Origin of the sequence: Lunatimonas sp., assembly GCF_020832325.1 — a bacterium.
GTDB lineage: Bacteria > Bacteroidota > Bacteroidia > Cytophagales > Cyclobacteriaceae > Lunatimonas.
Genome location: NZ_JAFIEU010000045.1, coordinates 206,389 through 225,482, shown reverse-complemented (window position 1 = coordinate 225,482; position 19,094 = coordinate 206,389). Strand labels below are relative to the sequence as shown.

Below are 19,094 nucleotides of genomic sequence, written 5' to 3'. Positions count from 1 at the left end.
TCGATGGCATTTGTGCAAAATAACAGGGAAAAAATAAATTCGAATATGAAATCCTATGAAGCGATAAATTGGTATGAAAAAGATACTGATGAGGTCTATGACTACCTATTTGAAGAACTTGAAGAGAATGAACAGTACCCTTTCTTCTCTTGGCTGACACAGCATTTTCCGGATTTGGAAATTGATTGGCTTGAAACCTTTGAGGATTTGAAAGAAGCATTGATCCTAAATGAGCAGATTGACGAGGTCCTTTCTTTTGTAGCATGGTATAGGCAAAAATACCCCGAAGATTACAGCGAACGATATGAATTCATTGAAAAGGATTTATGCGACTATTTTTTCTTCAAGAAAGATATAAATAGATTGCAGGAAAGGATTGCCTTTATACAGCAACATCCTGTGCCTGCCATAGATACCTTAACGGTTAGGCTGCTTTTTCAACTGATTTATCATGGTTACTATGATCTGGCAGTGAGTTATGCCGAAGCTGTTTGGAAGCCTGTTGATGAATCAGAAGAACTGATTGGGTTTGCAGCATACCCTTTTATACATACCATTTATGTAAGCCAACTTCAAATATATCATGAGGCACACCTCAATGGAATTAATTTGGATGAAAACAAACTGTTTACTCAAATGGTATCCATGGGTTATAGTGAGGATAGGGCCATTTTTAACGAGGTAATGCGGGCTTTGAAGGGAGATTTTTCCAGAGAAGAGGTTGAGGAGAGTATTAACAATGGAAAGGATGGCCACATGTTGGCACTAAATATCCATTTTTTAAAGTACATGCTACATACCTATCAGCTTCCTTTTGTTTTTTCTGAATGGATATGGGATTTTATTTCCACTACAGAAATATTCGGCAAGCAAAAGGGCGTTGAAAACTGGTTTTATATAGAGGCGATAACGTTGGACAAGTATATTGCAAAGAAATATGATGCCTTCATGGGTTCGAACGAGTTGGAGGTATTTGGAAAAGTTTGGGGACTCGATTTTGTCTTTGATTTTTTCCATCAGCGGAATTTACTGTCAACCCAGCATTATACCAATGGAATAGAAAACCTGGCCTATTTCAGAAATGAATTGATGCGCATTGCAAATGAAAGTCTTTGGCAAATGACGTTTGTATTTGAGTGGCCTAGGACCGACACCGTTGTTGTTGACCCATCGGAGAAACTCCTCTTTAGTCAAACCTTTGGCAAGTACCCTTCAGAGGCAAGGGAAATCGTGGGTCGATACGTGTCTATGTATCAAACTCCTTTTCGGATAAGAAAGGAATTGAAGTTAAATGATGCCAGGAAAAACAAGCCTACATCCATATGGTCGGAATATGCATCTTACGTGAAAGAGGAGCCCAAAGTCGGTAGAAACGATTTGTGTCCATGTGGTAGTGGCAAGAAATTTAAAAAATGTTGCATGGATACATAAGGCACAAACGAAGTAACCCGCAAAAATGGAACTCAAAAATAGGAGACCTTCGGATCGGCAATTCTATTTTCGCAGGGATGAACATATCATCCACAATATTGGGGGTAAAGGTGGGGTTTTAAATGAACCTATTTGCGGTATTGTTTTGGTCAATAGTGCTTATGTGGTCCATGATCAGGTGAAACTCATTTTCTCACCCTTTTAGACCGAAAATCCAAAACTCCCACGAAGCAAAGCCATTTGGGTGTTAACTTAAACACGGAAATTCCAAAATCAACTTTTGAAATGCTAAGTTAAACCTCTGGTCCCGTTTTAGGGGAGTATTAAAACAATGAATAATCCTTTACCTTTAAAGATCATAACGTTCCGAACGCATGCAAATTGAACATATCGGTATCGCCGTAAAGGACCTCGAGGCCTCCAATGCATTATTTGAGAAGTTGCTCGGGGAAGGCCCCTACAAGCAGGAAACCGTGGAGGCCGAAGGGGTGATCACCTCGTTTTTTCGGGTGGGAGAGAGCAAGGTGGAACTGCTGCAGGCTACCCGTGAAGACAGCCCCATCGCCAAGTTTCTTCAGCGTAGTAAGGAGGGAATGCATCACATAGCCTTTGCCGTGGAAGATATTTATGCGGAAATGGAGCGCTTGCGGAAAGAGGGCTTTACCTTGCTTTCAGAGCAGCCCAAGAGAGGTGCCGATAATAAATTAGTTGTATTTTTGCACCCAGCCAGTGCCAATGGCGTGCTGGTGGAGCTATGTCAAGAGATAAAATCGAGCGAAGAAGATGTCTAAACGTACAGAAATCAGTGAATTGGGGGAATTTGGTTTGATCGAAAAGCTGCAGCAGCAGATCGAAATTTACCATGACACGACGATCTTGGGAGTAGGCGATGACGCCGCTGTCATAGACTGTGGAGCAAATTATCGGGTGGTTACCACCGATCTCTTGGTAGAAGGGGTGCATTTTGATCTTTCGTACTGTCCATTAAAGCATTTGGGATTCAAAGCAGTGGCGGTAAACGTGAGCGATGTAGCTGCCATGAATGCCCTACCCAAAGAGATCACGGTCAGCATAGCCCTTTCCAACCGGTTTTCTGTGGAGGCTGTCGAGGAACTGTATGAAGGGATTCAATTGGCGGCCAAACATTACAACGTGGATTTGGTGGGAGGTGATACCACAGCCTCCCGGTCAGGATTGGTTATTTCTGTCACTGCGTTGGGCGAAACCACCAAAGATAGGGTAGTCTATCGCTCTGGCGCAAAGGTCAACGACATCATTTGCGTTACCGGGGATTTGGGAGGGGCTTTGATGGGATTGCAGGTGCTGGAACGGGAGAAGCAGGTTTTTTTGGCCAATCCGGAAATGCGCCCAGACCTGGAGAAGTATGCCTACATCACCAGCCGGCAACTAAGACCGGATGCGCGTATGGACATCGTCCACGAATTGAGGGACTTGGATGTAGTGCCCAGCAGCATGATGGATATTTCTGATGGTCTGGCATCCGAACTATTTCACATTTCAAAAGCATCCGGGGTGGGAGTCACCATTTACGAGGACAAACTTCCTATAGACAAGGAAACCTACGATGTGGCGGTGGAATTCAATATGGATCCCGTCACTGCGGTGCTTAACGGGGGCGAGGATTACGAATTACTGTTTACCATTTCCCAAAGCGACTATGCGAAACTGGAAAAACACCCGGACATTCACTTCATCGGCCACGTGAATGCCGCTGAAGAAGGAAAACACTTGGTCACCAAAAGCGGTACGGCTGTACCCCTGAAGGCCCAGGGCTGGAAGCACTTTTGATGGCATTGCCTCCGGACCCGTGAGGCTTAGTCGTTGGGATAGGGTATATAGAGAAAACTCGTAAATTCTTCGTCTACTACAAAAAGGCAACAATATTCATCCGGATCCTTGTAAGTGCTTTTAAAATGTTCCAAGGCGTCCTCTTTGATCAGTTTTCGCTGCACAAACTCATCCACGTACGTGATGTAATAGTTCCACACGGTTTTTGCCTGTTGTTGATCCAGCAAGAGCTGCCCAATGGGTTGGGCGACTTTGCTGATCGGAAAAATGGGGTAGTCGGAAAATTTCCGGGACCTCACCTGATAGGAGGCCTCCTTGAGCGTGTCGCAAATTTTCACAAAGTCGGAACTGATCGTACCAAGGTATTTGCCATTTAGTTCGGGATCGTTTTCGTCTCTCATAGATTAGGCTTTTTAGTTAAAAGGACAACGTTTTCCACGTGATAGGTTTGTGGAAACATATCCACAGGTTGTACAGCGCGCACATCGTATTTTTCCGATAGCAGGGCTACGTCCCTTGCCTGTGTAGCAGGGTTGCAGCTTACATACACGATCTTAGGAGCGGCTAATTGCAGCAGGGTTTGGATCACATCATTGTGCATACCGGCTCTAGGTGGATCTGTGATCACCACATCCGGAGCCGCATGTCGCTCCATAAAATCCGCGGTTAACAAGTCTTTCATGTCGCCGCCATAAAACAAGGTGTTTGTCAACCCGTTTTCGGCGGCGTTGATTTTCGCATCAGCGATTGCCTCTTCCACGTACTCGATACCAATTACCTGCTTGGCCTTTCTGGCTACAAAATTCGCGATGGTTCCCGTACCGGTATACAAGTCGTACACGATCTCATCACCACTTAGCCCTGCAAACTCTCGCGCGACTTCATAAAGCCGATGTGCTTGGGCAGGATTGGTCTGGTAAAAGGATTTGGGACCTACCCGAAAGGTCAATCCCTCCATCTCTTCCTCGATGTAGGGCTTACCCGCAAAGGTATGCACCTCCAAATCATGAAAGGTTTCGTTCTTTTTCTGGTTGATGATGTATAAGAGCGAGGTGATTTCCGGAAACTCCTCTTGTAGAAAAGTCATCACTTCCCGAATGGCTTCCGGGTTTTCCTCGCCGAATTGAACAATCACCATCGTTTGACCGCTCAAGGTATTGCGGATGATCAGGTTTCGGAGCAGTCCTTGTTGCTGAATAAGGTCGTAAAAGCTGAACTCTTTTTCCAGGGCATAATCCCGGAGTTTGTTACGCACCTCATTGGAGATTCCTCCCTGTAGGTAGCAATGGTCGATGTCAACGATTTTGTCAAAACGCTTGGGAACGTGGAAACCCAAGGCATAACGCTCAAATTCCTCGCCACTGGCGATTTCCTCGCTGGTAAGCCAACGGTTACTGGAAAAGGTGAAATCGAGCTTGTTTCGGTAATAGGTACTTTCGGAGGCACCGATGATGGGCAAGACATCCGGAATGGGTACTTTGGCTATGCGTTGAAATTGATCGATGACCTGCTGCCTTTTGTAACTAAGCTGCAGTGGGTAAGAAATATGCTGCCACTTGCAGCCCCCGCACACACCAAAATGACTGCAAAAGGGTTCGGACCTATCAGGGGAATAGTGCTGTATGTGGATGGCTTCCCCTTCGAGGTAGCTGTTTCGTCCTTTGGTTACCCGCACATCTACAATGTCTCCCGGTGCCACTTGGGGTACGAAAACCACTTTGCCCTCATAGTGTGCCACACATTTGCCCTCGGCTGCAATCCGTTCAATAGTCAGGCCTTTGAGGACCTGGTTTTTCATTTTTCGCGACATAGGCTGCAAAATTATGGAATTTAGGCGAGGGGGTACGTGCTGTTCCAGATAAATTCTTATTTTTGACGGGATAGAGATCTCTTTTTTCAATTTTTAAGTCTGCTTATGAAGCTAATTTTGATTGCGAATTTTGGTGAAACGGAAAGTGTAATTGCGGAGGAGGCAACTTTGGCAGAGGTTGAAGCTTTGATGGATTCCCTTGATTGGCAGAATTTTCATCAGGTGGTGTTACAGAGAAATCCGGAACTTAATGCCTACAAAGCACGGATAGTGAAGAAGTAGCGGTTCGGACAACTATTCACTGATACGATCATTGGAATACCTACAGTTTATCGCCGATACCAAAATATAGGCAAGTTGAGGCGGTCCTTTCCTAAATGGGAAGCTGAAAAGGGTATCTTTCCACTGATTTTTTCCTACTTTAGCTATATACTCGAACGCGTTTATGAAATTAAAAGACAAAGTAGTCATTGTGACAGGGGCCACCTCCGGTATTGGCAAGGCATGTGCTTTTGCCTTTGGCAAGGCAGGGGCCAAAGTGGTTATTACGGGTAGAAGCCAAGCTCGGCTAGATAATTCCTTGATTCAGCTGCAGCAGGCAGGAATAGACGTGTATGGTGTAATGGCCGATGCAGCAAAGAGGGAGGAAAATGAGCGCGTGGCACAAGAGGCAATCCACCACTTTGGTCGGATCGATGTACTGATCAACAATGCAGGAATCTCCATGCGAGCCTTGTTTGAGGAGCTGGATTTAAGCGTATTTCATCAAGTGATGGACACAAATTTTTGGAGTTCGGTGTACCTGACAAAGGCCTGTTTACCGGAGATTTTGAAACGCAAAGGCTCCATCATTGCGGTTTCCTCCATCAATGGGTTTCGGGGAACCCCTGCTAGAACGGCCTATACGGCCAGTAAATTTGCGATGAACGGCTTTTTTGAGTCGCTTCGTACGGAGGTGATGAAAAGGGGAGTGCACGTGCTCGTAGCTTGCCCGGGCTTCACAGCTTCCAATATCCGAAACAAGGCATTGACCGCAGACGGATCCGCCCAGCAGGAATCCCCCCGCGATGAAACCAAAATGATGAGTGCAGAAGAAGTGGCCCAAGCCATCCTAGCAGCCACTCTAAAACGAAAGAGGGACCTGGTATTGACCAAGGAAGGAAAGTTGGCACATTTTCTGAACAAATGGGTTCCAGGTATCATGGACACCGTCGTCTATAACCACATGGCTAAGGAAAAGGACTCCCCGTTTAAGTAATTGCCCATGTTGCAGGATATTTTTCAGGTATACAAAAACAGACTGATTGACCTCTCGTCAAACAACCGCTCTATTTTTTTACCCCGGTTGGTACAGCAACAAATGATAGATCTAAAGGATTTTCATTTTCTGAACAATCACCCTGCATTCTATTACATTGCCGAGCTCCTCGGACGGAAGCGAAACATCCCGTTGATCTTGGGAGTTGACGCCCGTGACCAAAACGTGAACCGGCTTTCCCAAAGGCTAAAGCGCCTGTACCATCAGGTGAAGTTTATGGAGGAGGAAAGTGGTGAGCGTAGCCTGTTTGTTGGCTGGCCCTTTGTGGAGGGAAAGTTTTCGAATGACCAATTGGTGCGCTGTCCGCTTATTTTCTTCCCGGTCACATTAGAGATGGAGGATGGTGTATGGTACATGCGGAAGCATGTGGGCGAGCAACCCTTCATCAATCCGGCATTTTTGTTGGCCTACAGCCAGGCAGAAGGCAAGGCCTTGGATAAGGATTGGTTGGACCAGTCGCTGGAGGACTTCTCCAAAGATCCCAGAGGGTTCCGGACAGACCTGTATCACCACCTACACAAGGAACTTGTTTTAAACTTCAACCGGGAGATCTACCAGGATAAGTTGGAGATCTTTCTAGAAGAGTCGCGGTCCTTCTTCGAAGGGATTTTTCAAACAGGAATGCTCAAATTACAGCCCTATGCGGTATTGGGTCAGTTTTCCCAGAAGAGCTCCTTTTTGATGGATGATTATGCACAACTCATCGCGAGTACGGTACACCACAGTTTAGATGCTTTGTTGGAGGATCGGTTTGGTAGGGTGGAGGGCGCACCTATCCCGGTTAGGGAAGATACCACCTACAACACACTACCCTTGGACGCTTCCCAAGAGCAGGTCCTGCTTGCGGTTAAACAGGGGGAATCCTGTGTCGTTCAAGGTCCACCGGGAACGGGCAAGTCCCAACTTATCTGTAATCTGGTGGCTGATTTTGCGTCCAGAGGAAAGAAGGTGCTCGTAGTATCCCAAAAGCGAGCAGCGTTAGATGTGGTCTACGCCCGACTGGCAGGCCAAGGCTTTGGCAATTTTGCGGCCTTGATCCACGATTTTAGGGGGGACCGAAAGGCTCTTTACAAGAAGATTGCGCATCAGATTGGTTCCCTGGATAATTACCAGGAGCTTAACCGTTCGATAAACGCCATTCACTTGGAGCGGGGTTTTAGCCAGCATGCTCGCATGATCGAGAAGCATCGGGAGTTCTTTGATGAATACAGAGAAGCATTGTACGACATGCAGGAATGTGGGGTCCCCATAAAGGAATTGTATATACATTCTTCACCGGATCGGGAAACCATTGGTTTGGGGGCTCATTTTCGGGGGTTTACCTTTGACGATTTGGACGGTTTCCTGCGAGACTTCCGCGTCTTTCATCCGAGCTACAAGAAATATGACTACCATTCATCCTTTTGGTTTCATCGGGTAGACTTTGCGGGGGTTAAGCTGGCAGATCTTGGGGCTTTTCAAACGACACTTCAGGAAATCATCGAGGTGAAGCGGGCGGCGGAGCGAGATTTGTTTGAATTGTTGGGAGAGCGCTTCGATTTCAGCTTGATTTATCAGTCATTTGAGCATCGGGAGCGTCTGGTAGAACTGACAAAGCTTCTCGAAGATAAGGAAGTCTTCGATCGGATGCAGCAGCTTCTGGAATTTCCGAAAACGGATTTTGATTTGCTTTGGTTGGACAATAAATCAGATACGATACATAAGCTGTTTCAGTCTACCGGCATCGAATGGCACAGTAGAGACGGGGAGGTGGAAGCCATATTCCGGAGGGCCATACAGCTGCAAGCGCTGATGGCTAACTGGTGGGGGCGCGTACGGATCCGGTGGGAGTCGAAGAAATTTTGGGATATATTAAGCCTGTTGGAGCTCAACGACCTCAAGAAGAATCAAGAGGGGATAGGTGTTTTGGTGGAAATGCTGGAAACCCGCCTAAACCTCAATCACCAATATACCTTGTTGCAGCAAAAGCCCTGGATCAACCTTCCAAATAAACCGTTTACACTCAAAGCCTTCGATGCTGAGATTCATTTATTGGTTCGTGCAGTAAAAGCCAGGTTTCTGATGGCGGACCTAGGAATACTGCCTTCCTACATACATAGTCCACGTACCAGCTACGGTCGGTTTTATTCCACGCTGAAGGAGCTGGTTCGACTGAATGAGTGGGGTTTGCAGCAGGTTCCCAAGTGGAGGGCTTATTTTTCGGATGTGCAATTGAAGCATTTGCTGGGCACGCCGGATGAGGATAGGCTACTGCCATTGACGGGAAGTCTTCGACAGGATTTGGATGCCCTTACTCGGTACGACCTGTTGAAAAGCCGGCTTTCTACGAGCCATCTGGAACTGATGAAAAGGCTGGTTGACACTTTTCCGGACTATTCGGCGGAAAAGCTGGAAGCTGTTTTTGTAGACAGCCTTAAGATTGCGTGGATAGATTATATAGAAACCAAGTTTCCCCTGCTAAAGGAAATCAACGGACCCCATGGGAGGAGCTTCATTGAGGAGTTTCAGCAGGCGGTAGAGGAAAAAGATAAGATTGCCCGCTTCATCGTCGAGTTGAGGCTGAGGGAGGAAGTTTGTAGAAATCTGGAGTATAACCGGCTCAATAACCTCGTCACCTATCGGGACCTGAACCATCAGGTAACCAAGAAAAAAGCTGTTTGGCCGGTCAAAAAATTGGTAGAGGCATACCACACCGAGTTGTTTAAATTGATGCCCTGTTGGTTAACTTCTCCCGAGACTGCGTCTGCCTTATTTCCGATGCGGCAGTATTTTGACTTGGTAATCTTTGACGAAGCTTCTCAGTGTTATTTTGAACGTGCCCTGCCAGCTATGCTGCGTGGACGGCAGGTGGTGATTGCAGGAGATAACAAGCAGCTTCAGCCGATCGACTTGTATAAGGTACGGCTGGAAGCAGAGGAGGACCTTCCGGAATTGGAGCTGGATTCTCTGTTGGAAATGGCAGAGCGTTACTTTCCAGCGTATTGGCTCACCACCCATTATCGCAGCAAATATTTGCCTTTGATATATTTTTCCAATCAAGCCTTTTACGAAGATAAGCTGGCCATGATTCCTGAAATGGAATCGCTGAATACACCGGAACTTCCTTTTCGCTTGGTAAGGTGCCAAGGTGTATGGCAAAACCAAACCAACCGGATGGAAGCAGAGGAGGTGGTCGTGCAGGTCAGACACCTCATAGACGAACAGTCCGGTAGCCGCATTGGAGTGATTACGTTCAATTATTTCCAGATGGTACTCATCTTGGAATTGCTGGAGGAGGAGGGATTGTTGGGAGAGATGGTGACAGTGCGAAACATTGAAAATGTGCAGGGGGATGAGTTCGATTACGTCGTTTTTTCGGTCGGATATGCAGTGAATCCCCAAGGAAAGTTCACGGCGAATTTTGGACTGTTGGCTAGGAAGGGTGGAGAAAATCGGCTAAATGTAGCGATTACGCGGGCAAGGAAACAAATCATCCTGATCACTAGCATCGATTCCTCGGACTTCAAGGAGAGTCAAGTGGCCAATCGCGGTATTGGGTTGCTCCGTGATTACATTCGGTATGTGGAGTTACGCTGCGAAGCAGGCAGCTTGGAGGTTTCTCCGCTGTCCCCCCCGCAGTTCAACATGCGCTGGGCATTGAAAGATCAGCTAAAGGGGCATTATGGTAGCCACACGGTTAAAGAGAATCACTATCCCAAAGTAATGGATTTGGAGGTGGCAGATGGGGGGCGGGTAAATGCCGCCATCCTGACCGATGATCAGCGGTTTTTTGATGCCATAGGTGCGAAGGAATCCCTGGTATACCAGCCCCGTCTACTTCGTGAAAAAGGCTGGAATCTTATCTACCTGTTCAGTAGACAGTACTGGGTGGATAGGGAGGATGTATTGCAGACCAAATTGGGCCACCGATCTTCCTGAGGGCATATGAACAACGATCCTAATTGGGTATACGGATCAACTTCAACCCAATCGATTCGATACCCTCAATGGATTCCTGCCGCATGTACTGAATGAATTGGACTTTTCTGGCATTCGTCAAAGCAGGATCGGCGCTAGTTAACGTATCGTATTTGGTAAAGCGGTTGCCAAAACCTTTTCCCAGTGGCTTTCCGCTTTTCGAGTCAAATAGGTTTATATTAACCAGTGTGTCCTTGATCAACTGCTCGGTGCTGTCTTTGATTACCATCTTTAGGTACAAATTGTGGAACTCATAGCGATCGGTAAATCGGACCGAAACGACCTGATGGAACGGGGATTCCGGCAGCCGATCAAGCTGAAAAGTCACCGAGTCTTCCAAGTGCCAGTTTGGATTGGGGAAATCGTGGTAGGACTCGTACAGACGGTCGCTGTCGCACCCTACCAACCCTCCTGTCACCAGTAGGAACAATCCTAAAAGAAAAAACCTGTCAATCATTCGCATTGTCTTTGCTAGACGGACCGGAGTTGCCCCGCTTTCGGTTCGGATTGTTTCTTCGTTTCTTACGCCGCGCCTCACCCCCCTGCGGAGCAGCACCTGCGGGTGTCTGTGGAGAGCCTGCTTGGACGTTGTCGGGCTTGGGTCTGTTTTGGTTTCGACCTGGTTTTCTAGATCGTGGAGGTCGTTCCCGGGGTTGGGTTTTGTCGCTAGGAACAGGGGCAGTTTTGGCTTGGGCAGGTTCACCGGTGCCGGCTTTTTTAGGTTTTCGTTTTTTCTTCTTTTTGGGCTGGCTAAATTTTTTGTCTAGCATCTCCAGATCTTTGTTGGAGTTCTCGTAGGTATCTGCGCTTTCCGTGGCTGTGTCCTGCTTTAGGCTGAAGGGTGTTTTACCCTGAGCGTTCATTTCGATAATTACGGCTACGCGTTCACAATCGATGGAATGCCAGTTGTTTTCGTCGTTGTAGCTGAACCACATGAGTTTCCGGAAGATATCCGTTTTTTGGAGCTTTGCGTTGCCTGATTCGGTTAGAAGGGGTTTATCTACCTGTGGGATATCTTTCAGGGCGCTCATGTAGCTGTCTAGCTCATAGTTAAGGCAACACTTCAGCCGACCGCATTGTCCGGAGAGTTTGCTGGGATTCAGCGAAAGGTTTTGGTACCTCGCGGCGGCGGTGGTGACACTTTTAAAATCATGTATCCAAGTAGAGCAGCAAAGTTCCCTGCCACAGACACCGATGCCTCCCAGTCTGCCAGCCTCTTGCCTAAGGCTGATTTGGCGCATTTCCACGCGAATTTTAAATTCCGATGCTAGCATTTTTATTAATTCGCGGAAATCCACCCGATCTTCGGCGGAATAATAGAAGGTAGCTTTGGAGTTGTCTGCCTGATACTCCACATCCGAAAGTTTCATTTTCAGGCCCAGCTCATCGATGATCTGTTTGCTACGGTACAACGTGGGCAGTTCGCGGTTTTTCGCCTCCTGCCATTTGTCTATATCTTTTTGATTAGCTACGCGGTAGATTCGAAGGATATTGTCGTCGTTTTTTATTTTTCGCTTTTGCATCTGCAACCGTACCAGTTCACCCTGAAGCGACACATAACCGATGTGGTGCCCATTCGGGACGTCCACTACTACCGGGTCGCCCGTAGTCATGTGCAGGTAATCTACATTCCGAAAATATTCCTTTCTGCCGCCTTTAAACTTTACCTCTACGATATCAAATCGATCAACTTCCGGCAGTCCCATGTGAGAAAGCCAGTCGAATGAGTTCATTTTATTGCATTCGCTCGTACCGCAGGAGCCGTTGTTTTGACAGCCTCCCACTTTATCAGTTCCGGTAGAGCAGTTACTACATCCTGCCATATATCTATGTTTTGGGGATTCTTCCCCGATTACTCGTTTATATTCATTTTTCTCCCCACTTGAGGATATCCTGACCGATATCCCGTCGGAAGGTTACACCCTCCCAGTGGATCTGATTCACGCGCCGATAAGCGCAGTCCAACGCTTCGTTTAGGTGCTTGCCCTTGCCGGTGATACCCAATACCCGTCCACCATTGCTAATGACCTCGCCCGAATCGCTTAGGGCTGTGCCCGCATGAAATACCAAGGCCCCTTCTAGCGTTTTGTCCTCCAGTCCGGTAATTGTCCTTCCTTTTTCGTAGGTGCCAGGGTATCCACCTGCCACCATCACAACTGTGGATGTAACGTAGTCCTCAAGCTCGAGCGAATAGGCAGCGAGCTTAGAATTTGCGATGCCGTCCAGCAAGGCTACAAAGTCACTTTTGATCCGAGGCAACACGGCTTGGGTTTCGGGATCACCCATCCGTACATTGTATTCAATGACAAATGGATCTCCGTCCTGATTCATCAGACCGATGAAGATAAATCCTTTATAATCAATACCTTCTTTTTTCAAACCCGAAAGTGTCGGGGATACGATCCTTTCGGATACTTTTTGCATAAATGCAGCGTCTGCAAAAGGTACAGGACTTACTGCACCCATACCGCCGGTATTTGGTCCAGTGTCGCCATCGCCAATGCGCTTGTAGTCCTTTGCTTCCGGAAGGATGACATAATCGGAGCCGTCCAAGGCTACAAATACCGACAGTTCAATGCCGCTAAGAAACGCTTCGACGACAACCTTATGCGAGGCAGCCCCAAATTTTTCTTCCAACAGCATGGATTTGAACTCAGATTCCGCTTCTTCGTGACTGGGGCAGATCAAAACGCCTTTTCCTGCTGCCAGGCCGTCTGCTTTGAGCACCACGGGTAGCTGTTGCTTACGGATATAGGACACCCCCTCTTCCACCGTTTCTTTGGTAAAGGTTTCGTAAGCTGCTGTGGGAATGCCATATTTTTTCATGAACTTTTTAGAAAAGTCCTTGCTGCCTTCCAATTCCGCTCCGGCCTTACCGGGGCCAACTATGCCGATGTGCTTGGTTCTGTCGTCTGCTTGGAACAAATCCCGGAGACCTTTTACCAAGGGCTCTTCCGGTCCCACCACTACCAAATCCACTCGATTTGTCAAGCAAAAATCCTGCATTTTCGCAAAATCACTGACTTGAATCGCAATGTTTTCGCCGAAGGCTTGTGTACCGGCATTGCCGGGCGCAATGTATAATTTTTCGCAAAGGGGACTTTGCGCAATCTTCCAAGCAAAGGTGTGTTCTCTTCCACCGCTGCCAATCAGTAAAATGTTCATGTTTCTTTGGTTTAGTTTGCGTGGTCAGAGATGAATTTGATCCGATAGACCCTGATTTCCTCTTCGGAAAAATCTTCGTCTTCTAACTCTCTCAACGCTTCCTTGATGTGGTCTGACTCAGCCGTCATAAAATAATCATGGAGAATATCCTCTCGTTCATCGTCCATGATGTTGTGTATGTAGTAGTTAATGTTGAGCTTGGTGCCACTGTAGATAATTTGCTCTACCTCATGCAGCAACTCTCCCATTCCAATGTTCAGGTTGTTGGCGATTTCATCTAGGTCGATTTTACGGTCAATCTGCTGGATGATGGATATCTTTACTTTCGATCGTGTGCCGGACGATTTTACCACCACGTCAGAGGCAGTGATGATTTCATTTTCGTCCACGTAATTTTCAATCAGCTTTAAAAAGCTTGCCCCAAACTTGGTGACCTTGCCCATGCCCACGCCATTGATCTGTGCAAGTTCCTCGCGGGTAGTCGGATATACCGTAGCCATTTCCTCCAAGGAGGGGTCTTGAAATATCACATAGGGTGGCAAGCCCTTTTGCTTGGCTACCTTTTTTCGTTCAGCCTTCAGCAGTTCAAACAGCTTCTCGTCATAGGCTTTGCCCAGATTACTCATCTCTTCCGAAGATACCGTTTCTGCAATTTCCTCGAAATTATGATTCTTGCTGATCATCACAGGATAGGGCTTTTTATAAAAAGCCTCACTCTCTGGTGAAAGCAGGATAACACCGTAATTTTCGATGTCTTTTTCCAACAGACCAAAGATCATCGCTTGCCGGATGACCGTCTTGAGGTGTATGTCATCCTTTTCTTTTCCCTGACCAAATACAGCCAGTTTATCGTGTCCGTAGCTACGTACATAGTCGTTCAGTTCACCCCGAAGTACACTCACGATGTGATCCAAACTGAAGCGTTGCTGTGTTTCGCGCACGGCTTCGATGACCATCAGGATATCCTCTTGTCCATCAAAGGTTTCCTTAGGTTTTTTACAGTTGTCGCAGAATCCACAGTCTTTGTCAAGCTTCTCTCCAAAGTAATGAAGGAGAAAACGTCTACGGCACACCGAACTTTCGGCGTAGGCGGCCATTTCTTGTAGGAGGATTTTTGCATTTTCCCGTTCGTTGACCGGTTTGTCTTTGTTAAATTTCTCCAGCTTCACGATGTCTTCGTACCGGTAGAACATCAAACAATGCCCCTCCAGACCATCTCTTCCTGCTCTTCCCGTTTCTTGGTAGTATCCTTCCAGGGATTTGGGAACGTCGTAGTGGATCACGTACCTGACATCCGGTTTGTCTATACCCATTCCAAACGCAATGGTGGCCACGATGACATCCACTTCCTCATTCAGGAAGTCGTCTTGATTTTTTATGCGCACATGTCCATCCAATCCCGCGTGATAAGGAGCGGCATTGATGCCGTTTACCTTCAGCAGTTCTGCGATTTCCTCTACTTTTTTGCGGCTTAGGCAGTAGATGATGCCGGACTTACCTTTGTGCGATTTGATGTACTTGATGATAGCCTTTTTGGTCTCATTCTTTATTTTCGGCTTCACCTCGTAGTAGAGGTTGGTCCTGTTGAACGAGGACTTAAATAGGTCAGCTTCCTCCATCTGCAGGTTTTTTTGGATGTCCTGCTGTACTTTAGGTGTAGCTGTTGCCGTGAGGGCAATCACGGGTAGGTTATCACCTACTTGGCTAATGATAGATTTGATCTTGCGGTATTCCGGACGAAAGTCATGGCCCCACTCCGAGATACAGTGGGCCTCATCAATGGCAACAAAACTGATGTTTGAATTGCTCAAAAACTGGATGTTCTCCTCTTTGGTTAGCGATTCGGGAGCCACATAGAGTAGCTTGGTTTTGCCGGCGGTGACTTCACTCTTTACTTTGTTAGTTTCCGATTTACTCAGCGTGGAGTTTAGGAAATGGGCGTTGATGCCAAATGAATTCAGTTGGTCAACTTGATTTTTCATCAAAGCAATCAGCGGGGATATCACGATAGCCGTGCCTCCTTTGATTACTGCGGGAAGTTGGTAGCATAGCGATTTGCCTGCCCCAGTGGGCATTATCACAAAAGTGTTGTTCCCTTTCAGGATATTATCGACGATAGCTTCTTGGTTTCCCCTAAACTGGTTAAAACCAAAAATCTTCTTTAAATTTTCTTTTACAGTAGAATCCACTCCATCACTCATTTAAGGATTTGCACCGTTATTACCATGTCGGCATGTAGGAATTCTTTCCTACTTTTGTACAAATTTAATGATAAACAACAGCAAAATTGAAGTTAACAAAAAATATTAAATTTAGTGCTATAAAAGTTCTTCAAAACGAGGCAGAGGCAATCAATGGGCTGATTGACCACATCGACGAGCAGTTTGAGGAAGTGATTGGCGTGCTTTTGGGAAGTTCCGGGAGGGTAGTAGTCACCGGAATTGGTAAAAGTGCCATCATCGCCAGTAAGATTGTCGCCACGCTGAATTCTACAGGAACGCCTTCTTTATTTTTACATGCTGCAGATGCCATCCATGGAGATTTGGGTATGATAAAACAGGAAGATGTTGTAATTTGTATTTCGAAAAGTGGTAACACACCTGAAATAAAGGTTTTGGTACCACTTTTGAAGCAGTTAGGTTCTAAATTGATTGCATTGGTATCTCAACGGGAGAGTTATTTGGCCGAACATGCCGATTACGTCCTCTTTGCTGGCTTTAAGCAGGAAGCATGCCCCAATAACCTAGCCCCTACTACCAGCACAGCGGTGCATATGGCCCTGGGGGATGCATTGGCCGTTTGCTTGCTGGAAGCCAGGGGATTTACCGCAGATGATTTTGCCAGGTATCATCCAGGTGGCTCCTTAGGAAAGCAGCTATACATGACGGTGGGAGATTTGGTGGCTAAAAACCAACGTCCCTCGGTAGGGCTCGAGGCAGATCTGAGGGAGGTGATTGTAGAAATCAGCAGTAAGCTTCTGGGAGCTACTGTGGTAGTAGATCAGGAAAATACGGTAAGAGGAATCATCACGGATGGCGATCTCAGGCGTATGTTAGTTCAGAACCCGGACTTGCGGAATGTGAAGGCGAAAGATATCATGACCATAAACCCAAAAACCATAGCCGTGTCGGATTACGCTATCCGGTCATTGAACAAGATGAAAGATTTTAATATTACTCAATTGGTCGCATTGGAAGACGGTAACTACAAAGGGTTCGTACATATTCATGATCTGATGAAAGAGGGCATTGTTTAAACCTATGGATAGGCAGCCATATATCGTTATTCTAGCCGGAGGGTTGGGCGTTAAGCTTTGGCCTCAAAGCCGACACAATAAACCTAAGCAGTTTTTGGATCTACTGGGAACGGGGAGAACTCTTCTACAGATGACCTATGACAGGTATGCGGTAAAGTTTTCCAAGGACCGCTTTCTAGTGGTAACCAGCAAAAAATATTCTCAGCTTGTGCAGGAGCAGCTGCCTGATCTGGAAGAGCAGCAAATCATTTCGGAGCCCATCCGGAGGAATACTGCTGCATCTTTGTGTTTGGCCAGTTATATCATACAGCAGCTAGATGCTGAGGCAACGGTAATTGTAAGTCCTTCAGACCAGGTGATATTCAACGAGGCAGCGTTTTTTGAGGTGCTGGATGTGGCCCTTGAAGCATCGGTACTGGATCACAGGCTGGTAACGGTGGGAATTCAACCGCACAGTCCAGATACTGGATTTGGTTATATTCAGTACATAGATGGGACTCCGGATCGGGTTAAGAAGGTGAAGACATTTACCGAAAAGCCGGATTTGGCCCTAGCCCAGACGTTTTTGGAGAGCGGAGATTTTCTGTGGAATTCCGGGATTTTTGTTTGGAAAAACCAGAGCTTTATTCGTGCCTTGGAGACTCACCAGCCCGAGATGTCGGAAGTGTTTGAAGAAGGAGATGCGTACTACGGTACTTCGGAAGAAGCAGGGTTTTTGCGGAAGGCCTACAGCATGATCAAAAACGTGTCTGTCAATGCGGGGGTCTTGGTGAAATCAGACGCCGTGTATGTGGTGTTGGGCAACTTTGGTTGGTCAGATTTGGGGTCTTGGCGTACGCTGTATGATTTTAAGAACAAAACTACGTTCGGCAATGTAACTGAGGGCAACGCCTTGTTATTTGAGGCCGAAAACTGCTATGTGAAGAGTAGTCCCGAACGCCTTGTTGTCATTCAAGGACTGAAGGATTATCTTATTGCAGATAATGAGAATGTGCTCCTGATCTGCAAACTTGGTGATGAGCATAAGTTCAGGGAGTTTCTGAATGGAGCAAAGGAAAAAGGGACGGAGTTTTTGTAAACCAGCGCACGCTGGTTCAGGTGTCTCCTTCTTGGTTTCCGTGAAACTTCTCCGGAAGGGGTGTTTTGGAGGAAACTCCCAGCTTGCGTAATTTCTCTGCTTGGCTGATTAGATTTCCTTTGCCCGATCCCAATTGCTTCATGGCTTGTTCGTAGGCATCGGAAGACCGTTCGAGATTCTTGCCCAGGTCTTCCAGGGTTCCCAAGAAATTTGAAAATTTATCGTAGAGCAGCCCGCCCCGTCGGGCAATTTCCAAGGCATTTTTCGTTTGATCGTCCCGCACCCACAGGTCTTTGATCATTTTTAACACGGCTATTAAGTTGCTGCTGCTGATCATCAATACCCGCTTTTTGTAGGCATATTCCCACAGCTGGGGATCTGCCTGTACTGCTGTCATGTAGGCTGCCTCCATGGGAATAAACATGATCACAAAGTCCAACACCTTGGAGTACGATTCGTATTGTTTTCCAGACAGCTGGTCTATGTGGGTTTTAACGGCCCGAAGGTGGCCCCGCAAAGCTTGGTCTCTATCACTGTCCTTTTCCGCACTGAAATACCGCTCGTAGTCTACTAGAGACACTTTGGAGTCGATTAGCACTTTCCGTTGATCTGGATACACGATGGTGACGTCGGGTTGCATGCGTTTGCCATCCGGGCCCAGCAGGTAGCTTCCTGCGTCGTCTTTCAAGAATTCTTGGAGGAAGTAATGCCTGCCAGGCTCTAGCCCGGAATTTTGAAGGATGGTTTCCAGAATAGCTTCGCCCCAATTGCCGCGGACTTTGGCGTTCCCTTTCAGCGCGTTGGTAAGATTTCGGGCTTCATCGCTGATCTGCTGGTTCAGTTCCGCCAATTCTTTCACCTTTCGCTCGAGAGAAAAGCGCTCTTTGGATTCCTTATCGTAGGTCTCTTGTACTTTGTTACGAAAAGATTCTAGTTCCTTGCCAAAGGGTTGTAGGATGCGCTCCATGTTTTCTTGGTTTTGCAAGGAAAATTTTCGGGATTTCTCCTCCAGTATTCGGTTGGCCAAGTGTTCAAAAGCAAGCGCGTTTTTTTCGTTCAGCCGAAGGGATTCTGCCTGCTGCGTACGCAACTTTTCTTCAAGTTGTCTTTTTTCCTGATCCAAGATGGAGTTTTGTACCAGTAATTCCTGCACTTGGGCTTGTAACCGATCTGCTTTTGCCCATTGCTGCCGTTGCGATCTAACTAGCCAAAGAACAATCCCTAGCAGCAGTAAAAAGGACATGACGGCCAAGTACTCCATGTGCATCTG

Annotated in this window: 15 protein-coding genes; 8 read left to right on the top strand and 7 right to left on the bottom strand. The window is 46.9% G+C overall.

The window, feature by feature from the left end; genetic code table 11:
* Positions 1-45: 45 nt before the first annotated feature.
* The 3 genes from JJU34_RS17675 to thiL all read left to right on the top strand — a co-directional run bounded on the left by JJU34_RS17675 (position 46) and on the right by thiL (position 3,240).
* Positions 46-1,431 (top strand): SEC-C metal-binding domain-containing protein, encoded by a 1,386-nt coding sequence (locus JJU34_RS17675; protein WP_228693735.1) that lies wholly within the window; start codon positions 46-48, stop codon positions 1,429-1,431.
* A 374-nt stretch (positions 1,432-1,805) separates the two neighbouring features.
* Positions 1,806-2,222: a methylmalonyl-CoA epimerase gene (mce, locus tag JJU34_RS17670; RefSeq protein WP_228693734.1), complete on the top strand. Its 417-nt coding sequence runs from the start codon at positions 1,806-1,808 to the stop codon at positions 2,220-2,222.
* Positions 2,215-3,240: a thiamine-phosphate kinase gene (gene thiL, locus JJU34_RS17665; RefSeq protein ID WP_228693733.1), complete on the top strand. Its 1,026-nt coding sequence runs from the start codon at positions 2,215-2,217 to the stop codon at positions 3,238-3,240. Before mce ends, thiL begins: the two co-directional genes overlap by 8 nt.
* A 26-nt stretch (positions 3,241-3,266) precedes the next feature.
* On the opposite strand, the gene JJU34_RS17660 is transcribed toward thiL, so the two are convergent.
* Both JJU34_RS17660 and rlmD read right to left on the bottom strand, forming a co-directional pair.
* Positions 3,267-3,641, bottom strand: a complete 375-nt coding sequence (locus JJU34_RS17660; protein ID WP_228693732.1) for a hypothetical protein — start codon at positions 3,639-3,641, stop codon at positions 3,267-3,269.
* Positions 3,638-5,050: a 23S rRNA (uracil(1939)-C(5))-methyltransferase RlmD gene (gene rlmD / locus JJU34_RS17655; protein WP_228693731.1), complete on the bottom strand. Its 1,413-nt coding sequence runs from the start codon at positions 5,048-5,050 to the stop codon at positions 3,638-3,640. The genes JJU34_RS17660 and rlmD overlap by 4 nt, the downstream gene beginning before the upstream one ends.
* A gap of 105 nt (positions 5,051-5,155) precedes the next feature.
* Here rlmD and JJU34_RS17650 point away from each other — a divergent pair, with 105 nt between their 5' ends.
* The 3 genes from JJU34_RS17650 (at position 5,156) to JJU34_RS17640 (ending at position 10,286) form a co-directional block, all read left to right on the top strand.
* Complete coding sequence (locus JJU34_RS17650; protein WP_228693730.1) at positions 5,156-5,332, top strand: hypothetical protein; 177 nt, start codon at positions 5,156-5,158, stop codon at positions 5,330-5,332.
* Between the two features lie 163 nt (positions 5,333-5,495).
* Positions 5,496-6,308 carry an SDR family oxidoreductase gene (locus JJU34_RS17645; RefSeq protein ID WP_228693729.1) on the top strand — a complete coding sequence of 271 codons (813 nt, stop codon included), beginning with the start codon at positions 5,496-5,498 and terminating at the stop codon, positions 6,306-6,308.
* A gap of 6 nt (positions 6,309-6,314) precedes the next feature.
* Complete coding sequence (locus JJU34_RS17640) at positions 6,315-10,286, top strand: AAA domain-containing protein (protein WP_228693728.1); 3,972 nt, start codon at positions 6,315-6,317, stop codon at positions 10,284-10,286.
* Positions 10,287-10,305: 19 nt separating this feature from the next.
* Here JJU34_RS17640 and JJU34_RS17635 read toward each other — a convergent pair whose 3' ends face one another.
* Genes JJU34_RS17635 through recQ form a run of 4 tightly spaced genes read right to left on the bottom strand, consistent with a single transcriptional unit; the run spans position 10,306 to position 15,679 of the window.
* Positions 10,306-10,782, bottom strand: coding sequence for a gliding motility lipoprotein GldH (locus JJU34_RS17635; RefSeq protein WP_228693727.1), 477 nt, complete (start codon positions 10,780-10,782; stop codon positions 10,306-10,308).
* Positions 10,775-12,148, bottom strand: coding sequence for a regulatory iron-sulfur-containing complex subunit RicT (gene ricT, locus JJU34_RS17630; RefSeq protein ID WP_228693726.1), 1,374 nt, complete (start codon positions 12,146-12,148; stop codon positions 10,775-10,777). Before ricT ends, JJU34_RS17635 begins: the two co-directional genes overlap by 8 nt.
* A gap of 43 nt (positions 12,149-12,191) precedes the next feature.
* Entirely contained in the window at positions 12,192-13,490 is a 1,299-nt protein-coding gene (gene purD / locus JJU34_RS17625) for a phosphoribosylamine--glycine ligase (RefSeq protein WP_228693725.1), read from the bottom strand.
* Positions 13,491-13,501: 11 nt separating this feature from the next.
* Positions 13,502-15,679, bottom strand: coding sequence for a DNA helicase RecQ (recQ, locus tag JJU34_RS17620; RefSeq protein WP_228693758.1), 2,178 nt, complete (start codon positions 15,677-15,679; stop codon positions 13,502-13,504).
* A 98-nt stretch (positions 15,680-15,777) separates the two neighbouring features.
* Here recQ and JJU34_RS17615 point away from each other — a divergent pair, with 98 nt between their 5' ends.
* Both JJU34_RS17615 and JJU34_RS17610 read left to right on the top strand, forming a co-directional pair.
* Positions 15,778-16,746 (top strand): KpsF/GutQ family sugar-phosphate isomerase, encoded by a 969-nt coding sequence (locus JJU34_RS17615; protein WP_228693724.1) that lies wholly within the window; start codon positions 15,778-15,780, stop codon positions 16,744-16,746.
* Between the two features lie 4 nt (positions 16,747-16,750).
* Entirely contained in the window at positions 16,751-17,824 is a 1,074-nt protein-coding gene (locus JJU34_RS17610; RefSeq protein WP_228693723.1) for a mannose-1-phosphate guanylyltransferase, read from the top strand.
* A gap of 16 nt (positions 17,825-17,840) precedes the next feature.
* On the opposite strand, the gene rmuC is transcribed toward JJU34_RS17610, so the two are convergent.
* Complete coding sequence (gene rmuC, locus JJU34_RS17605; protein WP_228693722.1) at positions 17,841-19,091, bottom strand: DNA recombination protein RmuC; 1,251 nt, start codon at positions 19,089-19,091, stop codon at positions 17,841-17,843.
* Between the last annotated feature and the right edge of the window lie 3 nt (positions 19,092-19,094).